At 64.7% G+C, this 24,502-nt stretch carries 22 protein-coding genes; 12 read left to right on the top strand and 10 right to left on the bottom strand.

Annotation, left to right across the window (positions count from 1 at the left end):
• The first annotated feature begins 25 nt into the window (after nt 1-25).
• From VGN46_RS09900 to VGN46_RS09860, 9 genes are all read left to right on the top strand, one after another.
• Nucleotides 26-508 (top strand): Lrp/AsnC family transcriptional regulator, encoded by a 483-nt coding sequence (locus tag VGN46_RS09900; protein WP_331643236.1) that lies wholly within the window; start codon nt 26-28, stop codon nt 506-508.
• Nucleotides 509-680: 172 nt separating this feature from the next.
• Complete coding sequence (locus VGN46_RS09895; RefSeq protein WP_331643234.1) at nt 681-1,481, top strand: lysophospholipid acyltransferase family protein; 801 nt, start codon at nt 681-683, stop codon at nt 1,479-1,481.
• A complete protein-coding gene (locus tag VGN46_RS09890) occupies nt 1,478-2,479 on the top strand; it encodes a YheT family hydrolase (RefSeq protein ID WP_331643232.1) in 1,002 nt (333 codons plus the stop codon). Before VGN46_RS09895 ends, VGN46_RS09890 begins: the two co-directional genes overlap by 4 nt.
• A gap of 52 nt (nt 2,480-2,531) precedes the next feature.
• Nucleotides 2,532-3,182 carry a YbhB/YbcL family Raf kinase inhibitor-like protein gene (locus VGN46_RS09885; RefSeq protein WP_331643230.1) on the top strand — a complete coding sequence of 217 codons (651 nt, stop codon included), beginning with the start codon at nt 2,532-2,534 and terminating at the stop codon, nt 3,180-3,182.
• 114 nt (nt 3,183-3,296) lie between these two features.
• On the top strand, nt 3,297-3,461 hold the full coding sequence (locus VGN46_RS09880) for a DUF1328 domain-containing protein (protein ID WP_331643228.1): 165 nt from the start codon (nt 3,297-3,299) through the stop codon (nt 3,459-3,461).
• Between the two features lie 124 nt (nt 3,462-3,585).
• On the top strand, nt 3,586-4,008 hold the full coding sequence (locus tag VGN46_RS09875) for a hypothetical protein (RefSeq protein ID WP_331643226.1): 423 nt from the start codon (nt 3,586-3,588) through the stop codon (nt 4,006-4,008).
• A gap of 24 nt (nt 4,009-4,032) precedes the next feature.
• The gene (locus tag VGN46_RS09870) at nt 4,033-4,515 is read left to right on the top strand and encodes a phage holin family protein (RefSeq protein ID WP_331643224.1); all 483 of its coding nucleotides are present in this window, start codon (nt 4,033-4,035) and stop codon (nt 4,513-4,515) included.
• A 4-nt stretch (nt 4,516-4,519) separates the two neighbouring features.
• Nucleotides 4,520-4,837, top strand: coding sequence for a hypothetical protein (locus VGN46_RS09865; RefSeq protein ID WP_331643222.1), 318 nt, complete (start codon nt 4,520-4,522; stop codon nt 4,835-4,837).
• On the top strand, nt 4,834-6,003 hold the full coding sequence (locus tag VGN46_RS09860) for an AI-2E family transporter (RefSeq protein ID WP_331643221.1): 1,170 nt from the start codon (nt 4,834-4,836) through the stop codon (nt 6,001-6,003). The genes VGN46_RS09865 and VGN46_RS09860 overlap by 4 nt, the downstream gene beginning before the upstream one ends.
• Nucleotides 6,004-6,030: 27 nt before the next feature.
• On the opposite strand, the gene VGN46_RS09855 is transcribed toward VGN46_RS09860, so the two are convergent.
• The 5 genes from VGN46_RS09855 to VGN46_RS09835 are packed head-to-tail and all read right to left on the bottom strand — an operon-like array spanning nt 6,031 to nt 13,514.
• Entirely contained in the window at nt 6,031-6,864 is an 834-nt protein-coding gene (locus VGN46_RS09855) for a class I SAM-dependent methyltransferase (RefSeq protein ID WP_331643219.1), read from the bottom strand.
• A gap of 45 nt (nt 6,865-6,909) precedes the next feature.
• Nucleotides 6,910-7,683, bottom strand: a complete 774-nt coding sequence (locus VGN46_RS09850) for an SDR family NAD(P)-dependent oxidoreductase (RefSeq protein ID WP_331643217.1) — start codon at nt 7,681-7,683, stop codon at nt 6,910-6,912.
• Complete coding sequence (locus VGN46_RS09845) at nt 7,680-9,113, bottom strand: TolC family protein (protein WP_331643215.1); 1,434 nt, start codon at nt 9,111-9,113, stop codon at nt 7,680-7,682. The genes VGN46_RS09850 and VGN46_RS09845 overlap by 4 nt, the downstream gene beginning before the upstream one ends.
• 3 nt (nt 9,114-9,116) lie before the next feature.
• Nucleotides 9,117-12,305 carry an efflux RND transporter permease subunit gene (locus tag VGN46_RS09840; protein ID WP_331643213.1) on the bottom strand — a complete coding sequence of 1,063 codons (3,189 nt, stop codon included), beginning with the start codon at nt 12,303-12,305 and terminating at the stop codon, nt 9,117-9,119.
• A gap of 6 nt (nt 12,306-12,311) precedes the next feature.
• On the bottom strand, nt 12,312-13,514 hold the full coding sequence (locus VGN46_RS09835) for an efflux RND transporter periplasmic adaptor subunit (protein WP_331643211.1): 1,203 nt from the start codon (nt 13,512-13,514) through the stop codon (nt 12,312-12,314).
• A 197-nt stretch (nt 13,515-13,711) separates the two neighbouring features.
• Here VGN46_RS09835 and VGN46_RS09830 point away from each other — a divergent pair, with 197 nt between their 5' ends.
• Both VGN46_RS09830 and VGN46_RS09825 read left to right on the top strand, forming a co-directional pair.
• Nucleotides 13,712-14,695, top strand: coding sequence for a LysR family transcriptional regulator (locus VGN46_RS09830; protein ID WP_331643209.1), 984 nt, complete (start codon nt 13,712-13,714; stop codon nt 14,693-14,695).
• 89 nt (nt 14,696-14,784) lie between these two features.
• Nucleotides 14,785-15,903 (top strand): serine hydrolase, encoded by a 1,119-nt coding sequence (locus tag VGN46_RS09825; RefSeq protein WP_331643207.1) that lies wholly within the window; start codon nt 14,785-14,787, stop codon nt 15,901-15,903.
• 18 nt (nt 15,904-15,921) lie between these two features.
• On the opposite strand, the gene VGN46_RS09820 is transcribed toward VGN46_RS09825, so the two are convergent.
• The 5 genes from VGN46_RS09820 to VGN46_RS09800 all read right to left on the bottom strand — a co-directional run bounded on the left by VGN46_RS09820 (nt 15,922) and on the right by VGN46_RS09800 (nt 22,627).
• Nucleotides 15,922-17,589, bottom strand: a complete 1,668-nt coding sequence (locus tag VGN46_RS09820; RefSeq protein ID WP_331643205.1) for a winged helix-turn-helix domain-containing protein — start codon at nt 17,587-17,589, stop codon at nt 15,922-15,924.
• Nucleotides 17,590-17,602: 13 nt separating this feature from the next.
• Entirely contained in the window at nt 17,603-18,397 is a 795-nt protein-coding gene (locus VGN46_RS09815) for an undecaprenyl-diphosphate phosphatase (RefSeq protein ID WP_331643203.1), read from the bottom strand.
• A gap of 203 nt (nt 18,398-18,600) precedes the next feature.
• Complete coding sequence (gene acpA / locus VGN46_RS09810) at nt 18,601-20,283, bottom strand: acid phosphatase (RefSeq protein ID WP_331643201.1); 1,683 nt, start codon at nt 20,281-20,283, stop codon at nt 18,601-18,603.
• 23 nt (nt 20,284-20,306) lie between these two features.
• Entirely contained in the window at nt 20,307-22,127 is a 1,821-nt protein-coding gene (locus VGN46_RS09805; RefSeq protein WP_331643199.1) for a family 43 glycosylhydrolase, read from the bottom strand.
• A gap of 119 nt (nt 22,128-22,246) precedes the next feature.
• Nucleotides 22,247-22,627: a hypothetical protein gene (locus VGN46_RS09800; protein ID WP_331643197.1), complete on the bottom strand. Its 381-nt coding sequence runs from the start codon at nt 22,625-22,627 to the stop codon at nt 22,247-22,249.
• A 217-nt stretch (nt 22,628-22,844) separates the two neighbouring features.
• Between VGN46_RS09800 and glnA the strand changes: the two genes are divergently transcribed.
• Complete coding sequence (glnA, locus tag VGN46_RS09795; protein ID WP_331643195.1) at nt 22,845-24,257, top strand: type I glutamate--ammonia ligase; 1,413 nt, start codon at nt 22,845-22,847, stop codon at nt 24,255-24,257.
• Nucleotides 24,258-24,502 lie beyond the last annotated feature (245 nt).

Raw genomic sequence — 24,502 nt, 5'->3', positions numbered from 1 at the left:
ACTGGATCGATATGGAAGAATTTTCATGCAAGGTGACCTTGACCGCACCGATCTGCGCATTCTCACCACCCTGCAGGCCAATGGCCGCATCAGCAACGCCGAGCTGGCCATCGAGGTGAACCTATCGCCCTCCGCCTGCCTGCGCCGGGTCCAGAAGCTGGAAGCGGACGGGGTCATTTCCGGCTACGGCGCCCGGTTGGAGCCGCGGGCGATCGGCCTGGGCCTGCAGGCCTTCGTCCGTGTTCAGCTCTCCCGGCATGAGAGCGAGGCGGTCGCGGACTTCTCGGCCACCGTGGCTGAATGGGACGAGGTGGTCGCCTGCCACGCCCTGACCGGCGACATGGATTACCTGCTCCAGGTCTACGTCGCCGACCTCGACGGCTTTTCGAGCTTCCTGCTCGATCGTCTCCTCAACGCCGCCGGCGTCGCCGATGTCAACACGAGCTTCGTCCTGCGGACGGTCAAAGCCAGCACCGCCCTGCCACTAGGCAACGCCCGTACCCCATAAATATCCATACGCCTGCGAACGCCCGCCGTTGTAGGAGCGCGCTTGCGCGCGATCCAGGCCGCGGCCAGCCCCCCATCGCGCGCAAGCGCGCTCCTACAACAGTAGGTTGTTTAAGGGAAAATTAAGAACGCTCTAGCGGCGCGGTCGTCGCGTCGTTAATCTTGTTCGCTCCATGGAAGCCACCACCGCCCATACCGCCTCACGCGACCGCATGCGCCCGCTGCGCTACTTGTGGCGCGTGCCGCTTTTGCTGGCGCACATCCTGTTCGCCACGCTCATCTGCGCATTCATCCTGAGCTGGTCGCGGGCGATCATGAAGAACGGCCGTGAGCCCTTCGCCCACCGTGCCATTCGCCTGTGGTCGACACTGCTGTTGCGCATATTTGGCTTCACCGTTTACCGCAAGGGCACGCCGTTGCCTGACGCGGTGCTCTTCGTGGCCAACCACACCTCCTGGCTGGATATCGTGCTACTGCACTCCCAGCGCGCCGCCTGCTTCGTCGCCAAGGCCGAGATCGCCCGCTGGCCGCTGGTCGGCTGGATGGCGGCCCAGGGTGGGACCATCTTCCACCGTCGCGGCAATAACCATTCCCTGGCCTCGGTCATGGCGGTGATGGTCGAACGCCTGCAGGCTGGCCGCTCCGTTGCGGTGTTCCCGGAAGGCGGCACCGGCCACAACGGCGTGCTCCGCGTGTTCCACGCCCGCATCTTCCAGGCCGCGCTGGATGCCGAGGTCCCGGTCCAGCCGGTGGCCCTGCGCTTCGCCAGCCACGGCCGCCGCGTGCTCGATCCAGGGTTCCGGGAGAACGAAAGTTTCGTCGGCAATATCCTGCGCCTGCTCGGTGGCCCGCCGATGGACGTGGAAGTGCATTTCCTTGAACCCGTGGCCGTCTCCGCTGACGGCCGCCGGCGCATGGCCGAGACGGCGCGTGAGCGCATCGCGCTGGCGCTGGATACCGATACGCCGGCATGAACCTGCCACGGGGCGCCGACTTCCGTCCGCAGTGGCCGCTGCGCAGCGGCCATATCCAGACCATGCTCTCTTCCAGTGGCGTGCGTCGCCAGCTGTTGCCGAGGCGGGCGCGCCAGGTGCAGGAAAACGCGCGCGAAGTGTTGGTCGATGTCGGCCATGGCGATCGCCTGAGTGGCCGGTACACGGCCCAGGCCACCGGCGCCGAGTCGCGCGGGCTTGCCATCCTGTTCCATGGCTGGGAGGGCAGCGTCGATTCCACCTACGTGCTGCAGACCGGCAGCCGGTTGCTGGAAGATGGCTGGGATATCTTCCGCCTGAACTTTCGCGACCACGGCGATAGCCACGGCCTGAACGAAGCATTGTTCCACTCCTGCCGTATCGATGAAGTCGTCGTGGCGCTGGGCGAGATCTGCCGCATGTTCCCGTCGAAAGCGGTGGGCCTGGCCGGCTTCTCGCTGGGCGGTAATTTCGCACTCCGTGCCGCCATGCTGGCTACGCGCGAAGCCGTGCCGCTGGATTACGTGGCCGCCATCTGCCCGATCATCGATCCGGCGGAAGGCCTGTTCTCGCTGGAAAGCGACGCCCCGTGGATCTACCAGGCGTACTTCATGCGCAAGTGGCGTCGTTCGCTCCGTCACAAGCAGGAAGCGTTCCCTACCCAGACCTATTTCGAGCTGGCCGAACTGCAGCAGAACATGCGCGACCTCACGCGCTCGCTGGTGCTGCGCCATACCGATTTCGGCTCGCTGGAGGCTTACCTCGATGGTTACTCCGTCGCAGGCGATCGGCTGAAGGGTCTGCACATCCCGGCCACGATCCTCACCTCACGCGATGACCCCGTCATCCCGGTCGCCGCGTTCGATCAGCTTGACCTGCCGGCTAACGTCGAGCTCGATATCGCCAACTACGGCGGCCATTGCGGCTTCATTCGCGATTTCGGCATGACCAGTTTCACCGACGATTACATCGCAGCCCGGTTCGACGCTATCGCCCGCTGACTTTGCCTTCGCATGGGCGGTGCGACGCTGGGCATCACCTTTGGAGAACAGCATGCGATTGAAGAGCGACAGCATCGAGAACGGCAAGCCGGTTCCGGAAAAGAATGCGTTCATGGGGCCGGCCGAAGCGCCGGAACGGATCAAGCCAGGCGGTAACGCGACGCCCCATCTGGCCTGGACCGAGGTATCCGACAAGGCCAGGTCCTTCGTGATCGCGGTGATCGATACCGACGTGCCCTCGAAGCCGGATGACGTCAACGTCGAAGGTCGTGAGGTGCCGCGCAACCTCGCCCGCGTCGAGTTCGTCCACTGGCTTATGGCAAACATCCCGATGGAATGCCGCGAACTGACGGAAGGCGCCTGTGGCGAGGGCATCGTTGCCCGCGGCAAGGGCAACGGCAAGATCAAGGACGACCTGGTCGGCCCGCCTGGCTCGGTCCAGGGCCTGAACAGCTACACCGGCTGGTTCAAGGGCGACCCGGACATGGAAGGCCATTACCACGGCTACGATGGCCCGTGTCCGCCGTGGAACGACTCCATCGTCCACCACTATCACTACCACGTATATGCGCTGGACGTGGCGACGGTCCCGCTCGAGAACGGCTTCGACCTGGCCGAGCTCCGCGATGTCATCAAGGGCCATGTGGTGGATGAGGCCGTGATCACCGGCACCTATTCGCTGAACCCCAAAGTTAAGGCGTGATGGCGAGGTGAAAGCGGTCGCTGAACGAATCGGCATATAAGCAGCGGCTGCTTCACGCAGCATGCGCGGTGCGCGGGACTAAATGGTTCCGCGCACACCACGGGAGGACCCAACATGCTGCACTACGCCCTTGTATTCCTTGTCATTGCGATCATCGCGGCCATCTTCGGTTTCGGTGGTATCGCGGGTACAGCCGCCGGCATCGCGAAGATCCTGTTCATCGTCTTCCTGATCCTGGCCATCATTTCGTTCTTCCGCGGCCGCGGCCCCCGCGTCTAGCAAGCGGCCCATGCCGGCCCCTTGTAGGAGCGCGCACGCGCGCGATAGCTTCTCGCGACCACCTGCACATCACTTACGCCCCACTACGCTTCCCAACCCCAAAGCCCGCACCCCGGAGACCGCCATGACCAAGCCCGACGACCACGTCGCCAACGTCGCTAACGCCGCCGCGAATACCGTATCGGCCGCAGCGCGCATCGAAGAGCGCGCCGAGCGGGTGAAGCAGGCGACCACCGACGCCGTGGACCGCACCCGCGATGTCGTGGATCGCGCCGCGGACCGGACAAAGGAAGCGGTGGATCGCACCGCCGAGCGCGTTGAATCCGGCCTGCACAACGCCACCGATCGCGCTGCACATGGCGCCACCCGCGCCGCGGAGAAGGCGGAGGAAGCAAAGTTGCGCGCCAAGGAGGGGTACGACGACGCAGTCGACAAAGCCAACGACTGGCTTGATGTCGCCCGCGAATATGTACGCGAAAAGCCCGTGCAGTCCATCGCCCTGGCCGTCGCGGCGGGCTGGCTCGCTGGCCGCATCCTGCGTAACTGACCGGCCGCGCCCAGGGGATGATGCATGCTGGAAGATGGTTCCTCGGGGCAGGACACGATGGATAACCCGGCGCCCGGAGACGAGGCGCCCAAGGGCCCGTCGTTCTCCATGCCGGCTTGGGTCGACGACTTCCGCCGGCTAGGCCGGGGCCTGAAGCACCTGTTCGGTGCTCAGCTGAGCCTGGCAGCCGCCGAACTCAGCCTCGCCCGGAGCGGCATCATCATGATGCTGTTCATGGGACTCGCCGCTATTACCTTCGCGGTAGGCTTGGGTTTTACCCTGTTAGCCCTGGTCGGCTGGGGCCTGGCGCAATGGTTTGGCTCATGGGCCTGGGCACTGGCCGCTTTAGCGGGCCTACAGGTTATTTTGCTGCTTCTCGCCATCCTGGTCTTCCGCCACGGCATGCGCTGGCTTACCCTGCCGGCCACCCGCGCTGAACTCGCCACCCTGGCGAAGCAGGCGGCAGCCCAGGGCAAGGCCGAGGGCGAACTTCGCGAAAAGGGTTGAGACGATGGGTATTTTCAGCAGCATGGCAAAAGTCACCGAGGCGCGTGCGCGCGTCGCGGTAGCCCGTGCTGAAACCGTCGAGCCGGCCGCCGCGCTCATTGCTCGCGGGTACGAATACCCGCTCACCGTGCTCGGCCTCGCCGCGGGGTCCGGTTTCTTGATGAGCAACGTAAAGATCAATCCGCTCGGGATACCTGGGGTGAGCACCCTCGTCGCGGGTGGCTCGGCCGATATTCTGGGCAAGATCATTTCCATCGCTGCAAGCAGCGTCCTCGGTGCGATGGCTGGTGATGCGGCCGACGCCGCTGACGAGGCGACGTGAACGAGTCACCCAACCCTCTACCTGCGCCCGTTTCGACCGTGGCGCCTGGCATCGCCGTGTCATCGCTGGCTTCGGTCTCGGCTTCGGCTTCACGCCGCAAGGGTAACCGCGGCCAGAGTACCCGGCGTATCTCGCGTCACCTCCGTGCGATCCGCATGGGCCTCACCGGCCTGATCCTGCTGGCGCTGCTCTACACCATCGCCATCACCAAGTCCTTGCTGGTGCCCTTGGTCCTCGCCGGCTTTATCGGTCTCGCCCTGAACCCGATCGTCGCCGCGGCAGCCCGCTGGCGCATCCCGCGCTGGTTCGCGGCGGTCGTGGTCATGTTGTTGCTCGGCACGGGTCTCGTCACGGCCGTGGGTACCCTTTCGACACCGGCACTCAACTGGTTCCACGAAGCGCCGACGGCGATGCGTGCCTTCGCGCCGAAGATCAAGCCGATGACGCAGCAGATCGAGGCGGCCAGCCGCGCGACGCAAACACTGGTCGGCGGGGCCGTAACGCGGAATACGCAGCAGCCCAATACCTTTGCATTTACCGCATGGGATATTGTCGCCACGGCGCCGAAGATCATCGCGAGCGTACTTACCGTCGCGTTGCTGGTGTTCTTCTTCCTGGTGTATGGCGATGAGATCCTCCGCCGCGCAGTCGAGATATCCCCTACGTTCGCTTACAAGCGACACACGGTCAGCATTGTTCGAAATATCCAGATCGAGGTGTCGAGTTACTTGCTGCTGACAGCGGCGATCAACGTCACGCTGGGCCTGGTCACGTCCGCCATGCTGTATCTCTACGGCGTACCTGATCCTTTGCTGTGGGGTTGCTTCGCGACGGTCGCCAACTTCATTCCCTACGTCGGTGCCATCACCACGACGACGGTGCTCGCCGTGGTCGGCGCCTTGCACTTCCAGGAACTCGGCCCCGCCCTGCTTCCAGCCGCCACATTCGCCGGCATCACCGCCGTCGAAGGCAATATGATCACCCCCATGCTGCAGGGCCGCCGTTCGCGGCTCTCACCCGTCGCCATCCTCCTATGGCTGCTGGTCTGGGGCTGGATCTGGGGTATCCCCGGGGCGATCCTCGCCGTGCCGATGCTTACCTGCGTCAAGCTCATCACCGCAAAACTCCGCGGCTGGGAATGGTTCGCCCACATCATCTCCCGCTGAGCCCAAAACCCTTGTAGGAGCGCGCTCCTACAACGTGGCCGTGACCAGGGTGAAGGTCTGGAGGAAGTGGAAGTCGGGTCGGGCTAGCGCGAATGCCTTATCGGCCGGGTCGCAGAGACGCATGAGGAGCTCGTAGTCATCGGCATCCATGTAGGGGCGAAGTCGGCTCCCCCACGAATCACGGAACAAGGTTTCGACGATGTAGCGCTCGTCGTCGGGGCGCACCGGCGAGATGCGATCGATCGCAAATGTGCGGGCTTGTACCTCACGGAAGCCCGCCGCGCGAAGGAGGCCGGCGTTGGCACGTACCCCCGCTAGCGCGCGTTCGTCGACAGCGTACTTGTCGCGGTAGAACGCGCGCACCGCATCGTTCACGACGCGCTCAAGCCGCGCGTCCCATGCAAAATACATATCCGGAAGGAACGAGCTTTGGCCGAGCGCGATGCACCCACCAGGACGCAACAACGCGGCGAGCACCCTGATGCCCTCAAGCGGCGAGCGGAGATGGTTGATGACGTTGACGGACCAGATAGCGGCGAACGCGGCACCCATGAACGGCGGTGCGAGAAGGTCTGCTTGAACCGCATTGCCGGCCTCGCTGGCTGCGACGGTATGGGCGAGGGCGAGATCCATGCCGACGACGGTCCCGGTTGGCCCCACCTCGGCGCCAAGCCAGGCCAGCGCTTCGCCGGTGCCGCAGCCGGCATCGAGCACGCGCATGCCAGGTTTGAGTCCAAGGCTGGCGATGGCCCGGCACAACTCCGGCGCCGCGAACGCATTAAAGCGGCGGAGCTTCTCGCTGTAGTCGCGCGCGGTGGTGTCGCCAAGCAAACCGCGCGCCGGGATCGGATTCACACTCATGCAGCGTGAGTGCCGGTTCGAACGCCCGCGGTTGTAGGAGGCCTTTTACCAGGCGATGCGGGCGCGGTCGCGGTAGAAGTCGCCGGTGCCGGCTTCCTGTTCGTTGACCAGTGCTGCCCAGACCACGCCTTCCGCGCTTTCCGCCACGGGCCGGCCGCCGGAGCCGCCGAGGTCGGTGGCAGTCCAGCCGGGGCAGACGGCGTTGATCAGAATGCCGCTGCCTTGCGTCTCACGGGCGATGACCTGGGTGTAAGCGTTCAGCGCTGCCTTGGAGATGCGGTAAGCGGGCGCCTTCTCGCCGCACATGGCGTGCACCGCGCATTCGCTGGAGATGTTCACGATGCGGCCATACCCATGCCGGCGCATGAGGGGTAGCGCCGCGGCAGTCAGCGACCAGGCGCCGAGGAGGTTCACCTCCAGGGCGCCACGGATATTAGTGAGGTCGCCCTCCGCGGATTTGCCGGTGTGGTCGAAATAGCCACCCGCGTTGTTCACCAGGATATCCAGCCGGCCGAAGCGGCCTTCGATATGGGCGACGGCCGCTTCCACGTCACGCGGTTTCGTCACATCGAGCTTTACGGAGAATGCATCGCCACCGAGCTCGCGCACGGCCTTCAGCGCCTTGTCGGCTTTGCCCGGCTCGCGCATCCCCATGAACACAGTGATGCCCAGCGCGGCCAGCTGCTTCGAGACCTCAAGGCCGATGCCCCGGCTGGCGCCGCTCACCAGCGCGATACGCTGGGTGAGCGGCGGGTCCATGGCCAGGGCAGAGGGCCGTTTCGCCCGCACGGGCAGGCGGTGAACCTTCGCGCTGCTCATGGCGCTTTCGCAACCTCACTACACGAGGTATTGCCGCAGGCTTCCCAGCCGCCACCGAGCGCCTTGTAGAGCTGCACGGCACGCACGTTGATGGCCGCTTCGGCCTCGGCCAGCTGGTCCTCGGCGGAAAGCTGGGTACGCTCGGCATCGAGCAGTTCGAGATAATCGGTGCGGCCTGCGTCGTAACGAAGCTTCGCCAGGTCCGCCGCGCGACGACTTTCCTTCGCCTGCACGAGCAGCTTCTCCACGCGCTCGCGTTGCTGGTTGAAGCCGACAAGGGAGTTGTCGACATCCTCCAGCGCCGTGAGCACGGTGCGGTCGTAATTGGCATGCGCCTCTTCTGCACGTGCCTTCGCACCCTTCACGCCGGACGCCACGCGCTGCACGTTCAGACCCTGCCACGAGATACTCGGAGCCAGCGACCACGCACGCGAATCGGCACCGCCGAAATCATTACTGCGACCGGCAAGGAAGCCGATGAAGCCACCGAGCGAAATATGCGGGAACCAGTCGGCCTTGGCGACACCGATGCGGGCATTCGCGGCGGCGAGCTCGCGCTCGGCGATGCGGATATCCGGGCGGCGTTGCAATACGTCATCCGCGCCACCGATGGCGAGGCTGACATCGATCGGCTTGAACGTGGCCGGTGACAGGTCGATGTCCAGCTCACCCGGGCGTGCACCGAGCAGCACCGCGATGCGGAACTGGTCAGCGGACGCCTGCGTTTCCAGCACCGGCAACTGCGCCTCGACGGAGGCAAGCCGCGCCTTCGCACTGGCGAGATCCTGCTCCGCACCGGTGCCGACATCGACACGGGCCTGGATCACCTTCAGCGAATCCTGCTGGTTGGCGATATCGCGCTTCGCCACATCGATACGCAGCTGGGTGCCGCGCAGGTCGAAGTAGTTGCGTGCCACTTCGGCGAACAGGGTGACCTGCGCATCCTGCACCGAGGCTTCGCCCGCGGCGGCGTCGGCACGCGCGGCTTCCACCGAGCGACGGACGCCACCGAACAGGTCGAGCTCCCACGAAGCATCGAAGCCGGCCTGGTATTGCGTGACCGTCGTCCGCTGATCGGTGAAGCCCGGTTGCTGCTGGCGGCTGCGCGAATACGCCACGCCCGTCTCGACATCCGGAATCTGTTGCGACTTCGCGGTACCGAGGGCGGCACGTGCCTGGCCAAGGCGGGCCAGGGCGATCCGCAGGTCGGGCGCGTTGAAGGCCGCGCGCTGGATAAGGCTATCCAGCGTCGGGTCGCCAAACTGCTTCCACCACTGCGCCTGGAAGTTCTCGGTAGTCTGCTGCGTGGCATTGACGCCTTGCAGGGTGACCGGCGATTCCTTCGGTGCGTGGTAGTCAGGGCCCACGCTCGCGCAGCCGGCGAGGACAAGGGCCGCGAACAAGGCGGTTGAACGGATCATGGTTTTCATGGATCAGACCTCACGAGCCGCGTGTTCGAGAAGACGGCGCTCGCGGCGAGCGGCACGCTTCGCGTCGGAACGTTCATTCCAGGCGCGGATCAGCACATAGAAGAGCGGGGTGAAGATCAGGCCGAAGAAAGTGACGCCGAGCATGCCGGCGAACACCGCTACGCCCATGGCATGGCGCATTTCCGCACCGGCACCATGCGAGGTCACCAGCGGCACGACGCCCATGATGAAGGCGAACGAGGTCATCAGGATCGGGCGCAGGCGCAAGCGGGCTGCTTCAAGCACGGCATCGATGCGGTTCATGCCGTCGATCTCGGCCTCACGGGCGAATTCGACAATCAGGATCGCGTTCTTGCAGGCCAGGCCCACCAGCACGATCAGGCCGATCTGGGTGAAGATATTGTTGTCACCACCGGTGAGAATGATGCCGGCGATCGCCGAGAGCAGGACCATCGGCACGATCAGGATCACCGCCAGCGGCAGGCTCAGGCTCTCATACAGCGAAGCCAGCACCAGGAAGACGAGCAGTACCGACAGCGGGAACACGAGGACCGCGGTGTTGCCAGCGAGAATCTGCTGGTAGGTCAGCTCGGTCCATTCGTAGGTCATGCCGTTCGGCAGGCTCGACTGGACCAGCTTCTCCATCGCGGCCTGGGCCTGGCCGGTGCTGTACCCCGGAGCTGCGCCACCGTTGATTTCGGCGGTCGGGTAACCGTTGTAGTGCTGCACGCGATCCGGGCCGTTGCTCTGGCGCACGGTGAGGAACGAACCCAGCGGTACCAGATCGCCCGCGGCGTTACGCGTCTTCAGGTTCGCGACATCGGACGGTTCGTGGCGGAAGCCCGGCTCCGCCGAGACGTTCACCTGGTAGGTACGGCCGAAGCGGTTGAAGTCGTTCACGTACAGCGAGCCGAGGTACGCGGCCATGGTCTGGAACACATCGCCCAGGTCGATACCTTCCGACTTCGCCTTCTCGCGATCGATGTCGGCGTCAAACTGCGGCACGCTCACCTGATAGCTGGTGAACAGGTGGGCCAGCTCAGGGGTCTTCTGGCTCTGCGCAATGATGCCCTGGGTCTGCTTGAACAGCTCCTCGAAGCCCATGTCGCCGCGATCTTCGATCTGCATGCGGAAACCACCGATCGTACCCAGGCCATTCACCGGCGGGGGCGGGAAGATCGCGATATACGCATCCTGGATCGAAGCGAACTGGCCGTTCAGGCGGGCAGCGATGGCTTCCGCCGAGAGATCCTTCGCGCGGCGCTCTTCGAACGGCTTCAGCGTGACGAACACGATGCCGGCGTTAGTGCTGTTGGTGAAACCGTTGATCGACAGGCCGGGGAACTGCACGGCGCTTTCGACGCCCGGATCCTTCAGCGCGATATCGCCCATGCGGCGGATCACGCCTTCGGTGCGGTCCAGCGAGGCGGCATCCGGAAGCTGCGCGAACGACACCAGGTACTGCTTGTCCTGGGTGGGCACGAAGCCGGTCGGGGTCTTGGCGAAGCCGAGCACGCCCAGGCCGACGAGGCCCGCGTACAGCACCAGCACCACGGCCGAGAAGCGCAGGATCTTCTGCACGCCGCCGACATAGCCGTTCGCGGCCTTCTCGAACGTGCGGTTGAAGGGGCGGAACAGCCAGCCGAGGCTGCGATCCATCCAGACCGTGAGCTTGTCCTTCGGCTCGTCGCGACCCTTTAGCAGGATCGCGGCAAGGGCGGGCGAGAGCGTCAGCGAGTTGAACGCCGAGATCACCGTCGAGATGGCGATGGTCAGCGCGAACTGGCGATAGAACTGGCCGGTGAGGCCGCTGATGAACGCGGCAGGCACGAACACGGCGCACAGCACGAGCGCGGTAGCGACGATCGGGCCGGTCACCTCGGTCATCGCCTGGCGCGTGGCCATCTTCGGATCGAGCCCATGCTCGATATGCCGTTCGACGTTTTCCACCACCACGATCGCGTCGTCCACGACGATACCGATGGCCAGCACCAGACCGAACAGGGATAGCGCGTTAAGCGAGAAGCCCGCGATGTACATCATCGCGAACGTACCGATCAACGAAACCGGCACGGCGACAAGCGGGATGATCGATGCACGCCAGGTCTGCAGGAACAGGATTACGACGAGAACGACCAGGATGATCGCCTCGAACAGCGTATGCACCACAGCCTCGATCGAGCCGCGCACGAACACGGTCGGGTCATAAACGATCGAGTAATCGACGCCCTGCGGAAACTCCTTCTTCAGCGTTGCCATCTCGGCGCGCACTTCGTCCGAAATCGCAATCGCGTTCGAACCCGGGCGCTGGAAGATGGGGATCGCGACGGCTTCCTTGTTGTTGAGCAGGCTGCGCAGCGCGTAGTTGTTGGAGCCGAGCTCGACGCGTGCGACATCGCGCAGATGGGTCACGGAGGCGCCATCGCTACGCACGATGATGTTGGAGAAATCATCTTCCGTGACCAGGCGGCCACGGGTGTTGATGTTGACCTGGAACGCATTGCTGTTCGGGCCCGGGGGCGCGTTCAGGGCGCCCGCCGCGACTTCGATGTTCTGCTCGCGGATGGCGTTCACCACGTCACCCGTGGTGAGATTGCGGATAGCGAGCTGCTCCGGGTTCATCCAGATGCGCATGCTGTACTCGCCGGCGCCGAATAGCTGCACGTCGCCGACACCGTCGAGGCGGGCGAGCTGGTCCTTGATGTGCGTGCGGGCGTAGTTCGACAGATAGAGCATGTCGTAACGGTTATCCGGCGACGTGAGATGCACGACCATGGTCAGGTCGGGCGAGCTCTTGGTCGTCGTCACGCCGAGCCGCTGCACTTCCTCGGGCAGGCGCGGCTGCGCCTGGGCCACGCGGTTCTGCACCTGCACCTGGGCGTTATCCAGGTCGGTGCCGAGCGCGAACGTGACGGTGAGCGTCATCGCGCCATCGCTGGTCGACTGCGAGGAGGTGTAGAGCATGCCTTCCACGCCGTTGATCTGTTCTTCCAGCGGCGTGGCAACGGTTTCAGCGATGGTCTTGGGGTTGGCGCCGGGGTAAGTCGCCTTCACCACGACGGTGGGCGGCACCACTTCCGGGTATTCGCTGATCGGCAGTTTGAACACGGCGATACTGCCCGCGATCAGGAACAAGACCGATAGCACGCCCGCGAGGATCGGGCGTTCTACGAAGAATTGAGCGATTTTCATTTTGGATCAGTCCTTCGCCTGCGCAACGCTGTCGACACCGGCCTTGCGGCTGGCGACGTTGCGCGCGCTATCGGGTACCAGGGAGGCCATGGCAACGCGCTTGGCATTCACTTCCACGCCGGGGCGTACGTGCTGCAGGCCGTTCACGATCACGACGTCTTCGGCGTTCAGGCCGCTATCGACGACACGCAGGCCATCAACCAGCGCACCGGTGGACACCCGGCGGTATTCCACCTTCTTGTCCTTGCCGACCACGTAAACGAACTTGTTGCCGAGATCGGTGCCGACGGCCTTGTCATCGATCAGCGCACGCGGTTGTGCGGCACCGCTGCGCAGTTCCACGCGGGCGAAGAGCCCAGCGGTGAACGCCTGGTCGGCATTCGGGAACACCGCGCGCAGGCGAATCGTGCCGGCACCCGCCTTCACCTGGTTATCGACGAAATCGATCTTGCCGACGTGCGGGTAGCCCTGTTCGTCGGCCAGGCCCATGTCCACTTCCGGCGCATGGCCATTCTCGCGGCGCAAGCGATCGAGCTTCAGGAAGCTCTGCTCATCGACGTCGAAGTACACGTACATCGGATCGGTGGTGACCACGCTGGTGAGCGTGTCGCCCGGGGTGACCAGGTTGCCGGCGGTGATCTGCGCGTTGCTGACCTTGCCATCGACCGGCGCGCGTACTTCGGTGAACGAGAGGTTGAGGCGGGCGTTGTCGAGCGCGGCCTGTACCGAGGCGACCTGCGCCTTGGCGCTGGCGGACGCGGTATCCAGGCGGTCAGCCTCTTCCTGCGAGACGGCGTGCTGCGCGACGAGCTTGCTGCCACGGGCGGCGTTGGCGTCGGCGTTCTTCGCCTCCGCCTTCGCCTGGGCGAGATTGGCGGCGAGGCGGTCGCTCTCTGCACGGTACGGGCGCGGATCGATGGTGAAGAGCAGGTCGCCCTTTTTCACGAGGGCACCCTCGCGGAAGTGCACCGAGTCGACGTAGCCGCTGACGCGCGGGCGGATCTGGATCGTGTCCACCGCCTGGACCCGGCCGGTGAAGGTGCTGCTGTCGCTGACCGGGCGGAGCAGGACCTGGGCCACGGTCACCTCGGGGGTCGGCATGGCATGCGCCGGTTCCGTGGCGTGGGTGCTGGTGGGCGAGCCGAGCCAGAAGGCCGAGGCGATCGCCACGGCCAGGGCGGACGAACCGAACAGGATTTTCTTCTTCATGGAGGGGGATCCGATGAGTGTGTGTAGGGGGCCGAAAGGGTTCGGGGCGGCGCAGGATCCAACCTCAACGTTGGTTGAGGTCAAGCCGGTCCGTCTCAGGACGCGTAACCTAAGTCTTGCGCGTCAAGCGAAAAATGGGTCTACAATCATTTCGGCTGTGACGCTCAGTCACGAATCAGGTGAAACCGGAGTTGGCGATGGAAGACTTTTCGGCAATCAGCGTGTTCGTTCGGGTGGTCGAGGCGAAGAGCTTCTCCGCCGCGGCTACCCACCTCGAAATGACCCCCTCGGGGGTGAGCCGCGCCATTTCCCGGCTCGAAGAAAGCCTGGGGGCGCGTCTATTCTTCAGATCGACCCGTTCGCTGCGTTTGACCGATGATGGCGGTGCGTTCTATGCACGTTGCAAGGAGATTCTTGCTGACCTGACCGAGGCCACGGAAGCCTTGGGCTACGCTAAAACCAAGCCCGCGGGCAAGTTGCGCGTGGCGGCCTCGTCGGCCGTAGGGCGTGCCGCCCTGATCCCGAACCTGGCCGAATTCGAGTCCCGTTTCCCGGATATCCGCCTCGAACTGACCATGTGTGACTTCCCGTTCGACCTGAATGAGGAGGGCTTCGATTGCGCGATCCGCATGGGCGAGCTGGCCGATTCCAGCCTGATCGCCCGCAAGATCGGCCACTTCAGCAACGTGCTCTGCGCCGCCCCGTCGTACCTGGCGCGGCACGGGACCCCGGCGTCGATCGAGGACCTGAAGACCCACCGCACGGTCAATTTCGTTCACCCGAGCACCGGCAAGCCCTCGCAGTGGCAGTTCGATTCGCCGGGTGGCCGCGTCTCGGTGGACGTCGATGCGCACATGATGATCAACGACGGTGAGTCGGTGATCCAGGCGGCGATCGCTGGCCTTGGTGTGATCCAGGCACCGCATTGTCTGGCCGCGTGCGCCCTTTCGAAGGGCCTGCTCGAGATCATCATGACCGACACGATTTCGACGGGCTCCAACCTGTGGATCGTCTACCCACAGAAGCGCCACCTGTCGGCCCGTGTCCAGGCTTTCATTGAGTGGACCAGCGAGCTGTTCCAGCGGACCAGTGACCCGCAGTGCCGTCTGGTGGAAATGCAACAGGCCGAGTTGGAAGCCGCACGCAAGAAGCTGTTGACGCCGATCGCCGCGGTCGCCTGAGCCGCCGCTTCATAAATCTTCATTCGCGTTTCAGGCACTTCATACGGCCCGGCGGTGGAGTGGGGGCTCCTTGATACGGAGCTCCCTCCATGCTGCGCCTTCGCCTTGCCTGCTTCCTCGTCGCCCTTGCTGCTCCCGCCGCCTGGGCGGATGCTTACGCCCCACCCAAGCCCGGCCCGGATGGCTGGCCGGTAGCCAGTGCCGCCGCCCTGGGCTGGGACACCACGACCCTCGACAGCCTGCCGGCGAAGATGGCCGACGGGACCTACAAGAAGATCACCAGCATGGTCATCGCCGACCACGGGCGGCTGGTCTACGAGGGCTACTTCAGCGGTGGCACGGCCGATGGGCTGAACGACGTGCGCTCGGCGACCAAGAGTCTGACCGCGATGCTGGTGGGAGCCGCCATTCAACGCGGGGCAATCAAGGACGTCCATGCACCGGTGTATGCCTTCTTCCCGGATGTGAAGCTGGACAAGGTCGATGTCCGAAGGGCAAAGATCACTTTGGAAGACCTGCTCACCATGAGCTCGATCTGGGAATGCGACGACGAGAATCAGTTCTCCAGCGGCAATGAGGAGCGCATGTACGTCTCCGAGCGCTGGCTGGATTTCGCGTTGAACCTGCCCGTGCGCGGGTATGCCCCGTGGGTGGAGCGGCCGGCGGACTCGCCGTATGGACGGGCGTTCGCGTACTGCACGGCGGGATCGTTCGTCGCCGGTGCCGCCGTGGAGCGGGCGGTGAAGAAGCCGCTGGCGACGTTCGCCCGCGAGGTGCTGGAAACCCCGCTTGGGATTACCGAGTCACACTGGAATGTTTCCAGCGAAGGCATCGGCATGGGCGGTGGTGGCACGCGCTATCGCTCACGTGATCTGGCCAAGTTCGGCGAGCTCGTCCTGGATGGCGGCAAGTGGCAGGGCAAGCAGGTGCTGCCGCCGGCATGGGTCACGGCGATGCTCACGCCGCACGCCCAGGCGCGCGAGGATGCCGAGTACGGATATTTGTGGTGGCGTTTCCACTTCGCCATTGATGGCGTGGACACGCCCGTGTGGGCGATGAGTGGCAATGGTGGCAATTACGTGTTCGTGGTGCCGTCGCGTGGTGTCGTCGCCGTGATCACCAGCCAGGCCTACAACGAGCGCTTCGCCCATCCGCAATCGCAGGGTCTGTTCCGGGACGTGGTGCTCAAGGCGCTGCCGAAGCGGTGATCGCGCACAAGCGCGCTCCTACACGAGACCTGCGTCACCCTGGGTCACGCTACCCCTGTAGGAGCGTGCTTGCACGCGACCCGCCCCGCGAGGCACCACCAGTGCCTGCGGATCCTGTAGGAGTGCGCCTGCGCGCGATCCACGCTGGCAGGGCAAATCGGCAGGGCACCACGCCGCCTCCAGCACCCACTCACGCTCGGCACGCGTACGCCGCTCGATGCTCTCGATCACTTCCTGGAAACCGGGATCGGCGGCGATTGGCGCGAACAACGGCGAGGCGCGGAGATAACCCGCGTCCCGCCAACCTATGGCCACGGCATCATCCAGCGCGGCAATGGCACCGCGGCGATCGCCCGATGCTTGCAGCAGCCACACCAGCTCGAAGCGACTGGCGGGCCAGGGGTCGTCGGCGAGTGCCTTGCGAGTGGCGATGATGCGCTGGTTCAGCACCTCGCCGCCGATAGGGCGGCTGGCATAGAGCAGGGCGAGCGTCTCGGGCAACGACGCATCGGGTCGCAAGGCATGGGCTTCGGCGAATGCGTTAGCGGCCGCTACCTTGTCGCCACGCCGCAGCGCGAGTTCTCCATCGAGCTGGGCAAGCTCCGGACGCGCGGTATCCCGCTGACGGGCGTCCGCGACGGCCGCACGCGCCTCGTCGAAACGGCCGTGCGCGAACAGGTACGCCGGCCAGCCGATATTGCCGAAGACGTTATCGGGAGCCAGCTCGAACACTTGTTTGTAGCGTTGTCCTGCCTGGGTCACGAAACCGAGCAGTTCATACTCGCGGGCCAGCTGCACATCGCGGTAGCGAACGCGCGCGGGGTCGCCACGCATGTCCATGTTGGCGTGCAGCGCATCGGCCAGTCGGCCTTGTTCCTGATACAGGTACGCTGCGGACGAACGCGTGGCGTCATCATCGGGATCAAGACGCACAGCTGCTTCGTACGCGGTGATGGCGCCGCCGATATCGCCCAGGCAATCACGTGCATAGCCCAACGCCGTCCATGCGTGCGCGTTGTCCGATCCGACGGCGACCGCGCGCCCGGCGATGCGCAAGGCATCACGCGCATCATCGGTGCCACCGTTGTACAGACAGGTGCGCGCCGCGCGCGTACGGCTGGCGCCGGCTAACGCTTCCACATCATCGGGCGCTTCGTGCAATGCCCGGTCATACAGGGCCAGGGCGCGTTCGTTGTTGTCGCGCTGGCCCATCCGCGCGTACCAGTGTGCACGTTCGAGTATTTGCTGCTCGGCACTGGGCGTGGGCTTCTGTTCGCGTGCGAGGAAGCTGGCTCCCAGGGCGGTGACCGCGAGGACCCCCACGGCTGCCAGCGCGGGCCAGATCGCGAGGCGCCGGCGGCCTGGGGTGATGAGCTCCGGGATCACAGGCGCGCCAAGCTGGTAGCCGCGGCTACGCACCGTGCGGATATAACGCGGCGCACGCGCGTCATCGCCGAGCGCCTGGCGCAGAAGGCGCACGCGCTGGGTGATCGTTTCTTCGTTCACCACCGCGGGCGCCCACACCGCTTCGATCAGTTCATCGAAGGTCACGACGCGGTCGCCGCGCTCGACCAGGCAGGCCAGCAAGCGGAAGCTCAGTCCCGACACATCGAGCCGGTCGCCGCCGCGCTCGACGAGCTGGCGGTCGAGGTCGATGGTGAGATCGAGGAGGCGAACGCGTGGCACGGGTCAGGTCCGGTCAGACGCCAGACGGCAGGAACAGCAGCAGGGCGATGCCGAGCGCGATGCGATAGATGGCGAACGGTGTGAAACGGTGCGAACGGATGTAACCGAGCAGCCATTTCACCGCGATGAAGGCGACGATGGTGGAGACGACGAAGGCAACGCCCAGGCCGGTCCAGTCCTCACCGGCGGCGCCACCGTGCTGGTACGTCTTCAGCAGCTCGTACCCGGTTGCGGCGTACATCGTGGGAATGCCGACGAGGAAGGCGAACTCGGTAGCCGCGGCACGGTTGCTGGTACCGGCGAGCATGGCGACGAAGATGGTAGCCGCTGAGCGCGAGGTACCCGGGAAGATACCCGCCATCATCTGCGCGAGCCCCACGAGGATGGCGACGCGCCAGGTGATCTTCACCTGGTCGGGCCGTTTCGCTGCGACCTGCTCCGCACCGATCATCCAGATACCGCCGATGATCAGCGCCCACGCGATGGGTGTGATCGTTTCGGGCAGCTTGAAGCCCATCTTGGTGGCGATCAGCCCGAGCACCGCGGTGATCAGGAAGGCCACGGCGAGCTTGGCGATGTAGTCGCGCGTCTCGGGGCGGCGCCAGTTCAGCACGAAGCTCCACAGCGTGCGCCAGTAGATGAACGTGACCGCGAGGATCGCGCCGGCCTGGATGGCCACGTTGAAGAGGTCGGAACGTGCGCCAAGCCAGCGTTCGGCGATGAGCAGGTGGCCAGTGCTCGAGATGGGCAGGAATTCGGTGATTCCTTCGACGATACCGAGGAGGATGGCGCTGATCAGGTCGTTCACGTGGCTTGGGTTCCAGATGGGACGGCGGCATAGCTTAGCCCGACCTACATGACTGCCGTCATGCCGCGCCCGCGCGGGGCGCTGATACCTTCGACCGCGTCACGGGCGGACCGTCGCGCCCCGCCGATTCGCAAAAACTTTCACGACGACCGGCCGCGGCGCCAGGCCCCGGCCCGCGCTGTCGCTACCCTCCCAGCGTGCCGTCAGGTGAAAGCCAGGGTCTCGGTCAGGTCGCCCGGCGCGGGACCACCGGCCTTCACCATCGCATCGTCACGCATCTGCAGGCCGGCGAGCTTCTCCAGCTTGAAACGGCGGGTGAGGAAGCGCGAGATCGAGCCGGTGTCGTACATGGTGTGCTCGACATGGCCCTTCTTCGCGAACGGCGAGACGACCAGTGCGGGAATACGCGTGCCCGGACCCCAGCGATCGCCCTTAGGTGGCGCCACGTGATCCCACCAGCCACCGTTCTCGTCGAAGGTGATGATGACGAGCATGTACTTCCACTGCGGGCTCTGCTGCAGCTGGTGCACGATGCTGCCGATATGGCGGTCGCCGGCTTCCACGTCGGAATAGCCGGCGTGCATATTCAGATCACCCTGTGGCTTGTAGTACGCCACCGTGGGCAGCCTGCCGGCCTTCGCGTCGGCAAGGAACGTGTTGGTCTTCGGCGATTCGCCGACACCGCCATCGCGCAGGTGCTTCGCGCGCGCGTCGGTGCCGGGTGCCAGCGAGACAAAGTAATTCAGCGGCTGGTGATGCGGCTGGAAGTTTGGCGTCGACGGGAAGGTGCCATCGTCGCTATCGCCCTTGCCATCGAGCGCGGCCTGGAAGCCGCCGCCGTACCAGGCCCAATCGATCTCCTTCGCCGAGAGCATGTCGCCGATCTGTTTGTGCTTCTGCGGCACCAGGGTGTTCGCGCTACTGGCATCGGCGAGAAGCGGACTTTTTCGATCCACGTTGAAGCCGGGCGAGTACGGCGGACCGATGGTGTTCACCGCATAGAAGTCAGGCGTCAGCTGGTTGTGGTGGGCAAATTTCGGCTTGCCATCCATTGCGCTCTTCGGCGACTTCTCGTCCATCTTCAGGCGATAGTCGGTGGCGCTGCCGCTTTCGGTCACCGCGATCCCAAACTGCGCCGGGCTCTTGTCTGCATCCGGATAGAACGGCGGCTGCGCGGCGACGAGGTATTGGTGGTTGAGGAAGGAGCCGCCGAATGCGCCCATGAAGAAACGATCGCACAGCGTGAACTGCTCGGCCAGACGCCACAGGCGCAGGTGCACCGGCGTATCGGCGTAGTGACCCATCGTGAGCGCACCGTTGTCGCCCCAGGCCACGAAGCCGTCGTTCTTGCCGCCGTTAATCTGCAGCTGATTGTTGTAGAACGCATGCACGAGATCGCGCGTGACCACGCCATGCGGTAGTGGGGTGCCGTCGCCGGTGTGCAGCGCCCAGGGCGCATTCGCGAGACCGGTAATGTCCTTCTCGGCGATCTTGTAGGTGCGGTGGTCCACGGTCTGCTCGTGCGGCACCAGGCCACCCCAGATCGGCGGAAGCGTCTTCAGCACCGTGCCGTCGCGGTCGCGCTGGATATAGCGCTCGGGCGGCACATCCTTCAGCGGATCCCGCAGGCCCGGGAAGTTCGCGAACAGGTTGTTGAAGCTGCGGTTCTCCGCGTAGATCACGACGACGTTCTGGATGTGCTTCTCAAGCAGGGCATCCAGCGCAGCACCCGTCGGTGCGGCAGGAGCGGGTCCACCTTTTGCTGCCGCAGCGTTAGCCGCCTCGCTGACGCCACCCAGCGCGAGGACCGCGCCGGTGGTGGCCATGCCGCCAAGAAGGCGGCGGCGGCCGCTGTCGGGGGTGTCGTTATCGTGTTTCTTGGTCATCGCTGCGAACCGTGGGCGTGGAGCTATCGAGGGGGAAGCTCCACGGTTTGAGAAAGTTCGGAGACGCCATGCTCGTCGAAAGCCTCGACCGCCACGACGTAGCGGACGCCCCTGTTGAGACTACGCAGGGTAAACGATGTGGGCTGATCGACAAAACGCTGATAGGTCGAGTGCAGGCGATCCGCCGCGAGGCCCCAGCGCACGTTGTAGCCCACGGCGCCCGGTACGGGCTTCCAGGTGATGGTGGCCTCTCGCGTATCGGCTCCGCGCGTGGCGATAAGGCCCGTCGGGGCGCGGGGCACTGGGCCATCTGCATTGCCGAACACGCGGATATCCGAGATCGCAAGATGCTTCGCTCCGACGTGCTTGTGCACGTAGCGGATGTAGCGCAGCGGCGTGGGCGCCTCCAGTTCGATGTATGCGTTGGGGCGATCGCGGTCGGAACGCGAGAGGTCGGCGAGCGTTATCCAGCGCGTCCCATCGGTCGATCCTTCCAGGACAAACTGCGTCACCAGGTCGGGCGCATCGCCGTAACGGTCTGATTGGTAATCCGCGTAGTTGATCTGGATGGCGCGCACGGTCGGCGTGCCGTTCAAGTCCAGCGTCACGGTTTCGCCGGCGCGGTTGTCCTTTGCGACCCAGAAGGTACGTGGGTTCTCGTCGGTGAGCGCGGACGCAGGGTGATCCGCAAGCGCGGATGATGCGGTTGCCTTCTTGCGGTACGAAAGCAGCATCCACCCGGTGAAGGTGCTTTCGCCATCACGCAGCGCGTGATCGGGTAAGCGGTGGGGAAAATCGCCGAAGCGCGTGTCCACCCACATCTCGCCATCGACATGCCAGCCTGCAGCGAACATGACGATGCGCCGTTCGAAGGTCTGGTTCACGCCCAGCCATGTCGTGCCGGTATTCCACGGGTTGCCAAACGCGTCGTCGAAGGTGGATCCATGCCCCGCGCCCGTGGCGAACCCACCGGGTTTGTAGCCGACGGGGTTATACGGGGCATAGGTGAAGGGCCCGAGTGGAGCATCCGCCACGTACACGCCGGTGCCATACACGTTGTATTCGGTGCCGGGTGCACCGTACTGCAGGTAATAGCGTCCACCGTGCTTGTTCATCCACGAGCCCTCGATATACGCCGGCTTGTCGCCCATCGTGTGGTCGGGGCCAAAGCGTTCCCAGCCATGATTGGCGGGGTCGAGGCGAAGAAGCGCTGCCGGCTGCGTGACGAACGCGAGGCGCTTGCCTTCGCCTTCTTTTGAATCAAGGTGCATATCCAGCTGTGCGCCGTACAACGGGAACGTGTCTGACGAGCCCCAATAGAGATAGACCTTGCCATCGTCATCGCGGAACAAGCCTGGATCCCACGGGCCTGGGGGCAGCGGCCCACGTACCTCGAGATTCCCCGCGGGGTCGTATCGCGTCGCGCCCGGCACGGGCGGCAGCTGGTGCGTCCAGAAGGTCCACTTCCCGTGGGCCGGATCCGTCGACACCATCAGCGGCTTCGGCGCGAACGCCGATTGCATCAGGAATAGCTTACCGTCCGCGACAAGGGTAGCCGGTGCGACAGGGCCGTCGAATGGCCAGTGGTCGGGGCTGACAAAGTCCCAGTGAAGCAGATCCTTCGATATCCAGTATCCATCAGCGAGGGTCTGGAACAGGTAATACGCATCGCCGTACCGCACGATCGTAGGGTCCGCGCCGGTGCGGAACGAAACGCCGTCGTTCATCACCTCCCAGTTGTACCGGTAGTCGATGTCGAGCGGGTTGGCGTAGGTGTGCTGGGCCGCACCTGCGGAGAGGGGGAGGACGGCGAGTAGGGCGGCGAGCGGGACAAAGCGCGGCATGGGATGACCCCTGGGTCGAGCGAGGCCTTGATGGTGCCAGCGTAAACCGCGTTACGCCTGCGGGGCTTCATGGCTAGAATCGGCCTGCCAACACAAGGTTTGCGCGGCCAGTAGTGCAGTCACCAGGGCTTGCGTAACCAGTACAGGCAGTGCGCGCACCACTCGACGGAGTAGGGATCGACACCGCGCTCGAAAGGGCGATAAGGCAACTCGCCACAATGCGGACACTTCGGAGCGGCCGTTCTGGCCGTTATGGCTGCCGCAACGAACGCAGCCATGCCCGGTATGACGGCCAGGAGCATCCATTTGCCCGCGAGCCACTGGCCCGCCAGGCCGACGACCATGCCGCCGCCGCCCACGACGTAAAGCCAGCCGAAGCGTTTCCTGTAAGCGGCGAGTGCGCCGCCCCAGGCCTCTACGACTTCGGGATCCAGCGTGGCGCGGATGGGCGGCGAAGTGGCCATATCTGCGGTTCGATTCACGTTGAGGTTGCGGGGCATGTTCCAGCGTACCGGTCCGCCGGGCAAGATACGCGGGATCGCTGCCAGTTTGGTGCATCAGTGACTCTGGCGCACCACCATGGTGCAAACCTGCACATGTCATTTGGCGGGTCTATGATGCCGGGGCTTGATCCAGGCCGGTCTTCCGCCGCGGAGCCGCTGGCATAGCGATTGCTATAAGCCCTGCGCCCCAACACCTAACACCGAGGTTTTGCCCATGTCCGCCGCTTCGAAAGTGCTGAACCTGATCCAGGACGAGGAAATCGAGTTCGTCGACCTGCGTTTCGCCGACATGCTCGGCAAGCACCACCATGTGACCTTCCCGTCCCATCAGATCGATGAGAGCACCTTCGAAGACGGCAAGATGTTCGATGGCTCGTCGATTCCCGGCTGGAAGGGCATCAACGAATCCGACATGGTGCTGATGCCGGACCCGGATACCGCGCACCTCGATCCGTTCAGCGCGCACAAGCAGCTGATCCTGCATTGCGACGTGCTCGAGCCGAGCACCATGCAGGCCTACGGTCGTGACCCGCGTTCGATCGCCAAGCGCGGCGAAGCCTTCCTGAAGTCCACCGGCATCGCCGATACCGCGTTCTTCGGCCCGGAGCCGGAGTTCTTCATCTTCGATTCGATCCGCTGGCAGAACGACATGGGCCGCGTGTTCTACGAGATCAACTCGGAAGAAGCCGCCTGGTCGTCGCGCTACAAGTACGACGGCACCAACACCGGCCACCGCCCGGGTGTGAAGGGCGGCTATTTCCCGGTCAGCCCGGTGGATAGCCTGGGCGACCTGCGCGCCGATATGTGCAAGGTGCTTGAGTCGCTCGGCCAGGTCGTCGAAGTGCACCACCACGAGGTGGCCAACGCCGGCCAGTGCGAGATCGGCACCCGCTTCAACACGCTGGTGAAGAAGGCCGACGAACTGATGACGATGAAGTACGTCATCAAGAACGTCGCCCACCAGGCCGGCAAGACCGTGACCTTCATGCCGAAGCCGATCGTGGGCGACAACGGTTCGGGCATGCACGTGCACCAGTCGCTGTCGAAGAACGGCGAGAACCTTTTCGCGGGTGACCTCTATGGCGGCCTGTCGCAGATCGCCCTGTGGTACATCGGCGGCATCTTCAAGCACGCCAAGGCGATCAACGCGTTCGCCAACTCCACCACCAACAGCTACAAGCGCCTGGTCCCGGGCTTCGAAGCACCGGTGATGCTTGCCTACTCGGCACGTAACCGTTCGGCCTCCTGCCGTATCCCGTACGTGGCCAGCCCGAAGGGCCGCCGCATCGAAATCCGCTTCCCGGATCCGATGCAGTCGGGCTACCTGACCTTCACCGTGCTGATGATGGCCGGCCTGGACGGTATCCTGAACAAGATCGACCCGGGTGCGCCGGCCGACAAGGACCTGTACGACCTGCCGCCGGAAGAAGAGAAGAACATCCCGCAGGTGTGTGCCAGCCTCGATGAGGCGCTGTCGTCGCTCGATAAGGATCGTGACTTCCTGAAAGCGGGCGGCGTGTTCACCGATGACTTCATCGATGGCTACATCGCGCTGAAGATGCAGGAAGTGACCCGCTACCGCGCGAGCACGCACCCGCTGGAATTCCAGATGTATTACGCGATCTGATCGCAGTTCCTCGGGGTGAGGAAGGAAGGGGGAGCTTCGGCTCCCCTTTTTTTTGGTTCTTCGCGCATTACCGGGGTCGTCAGGTGCATCGACGCCTCGTCATCGGTTCATTCGCTGGCGCGAATGCGTGTACTGAGCGGCGTGCGCCGCCCTAGGCTGGTTGCGTCGCGGGATCGGGAGCGGTCAGGCCCTGGCGGCCGCCAGTCGCGGACCTGCGGACCGGGCCGTAGCTCCCCCGTCGCGAA

The sequence above is a fragment of the Luteibacter sp. genome, assembly GCF_036500425.1.
Taxonomy (GTDB): domain Bacteria; phylum Pseudomonadota; class Gammaproteobacteria; order Xanthomonadales; family Rhodanobacteraceae; genus Luteibacter.
This window is presented reverse-complemented; position numbering and strand designations above follow the sequence as displayed.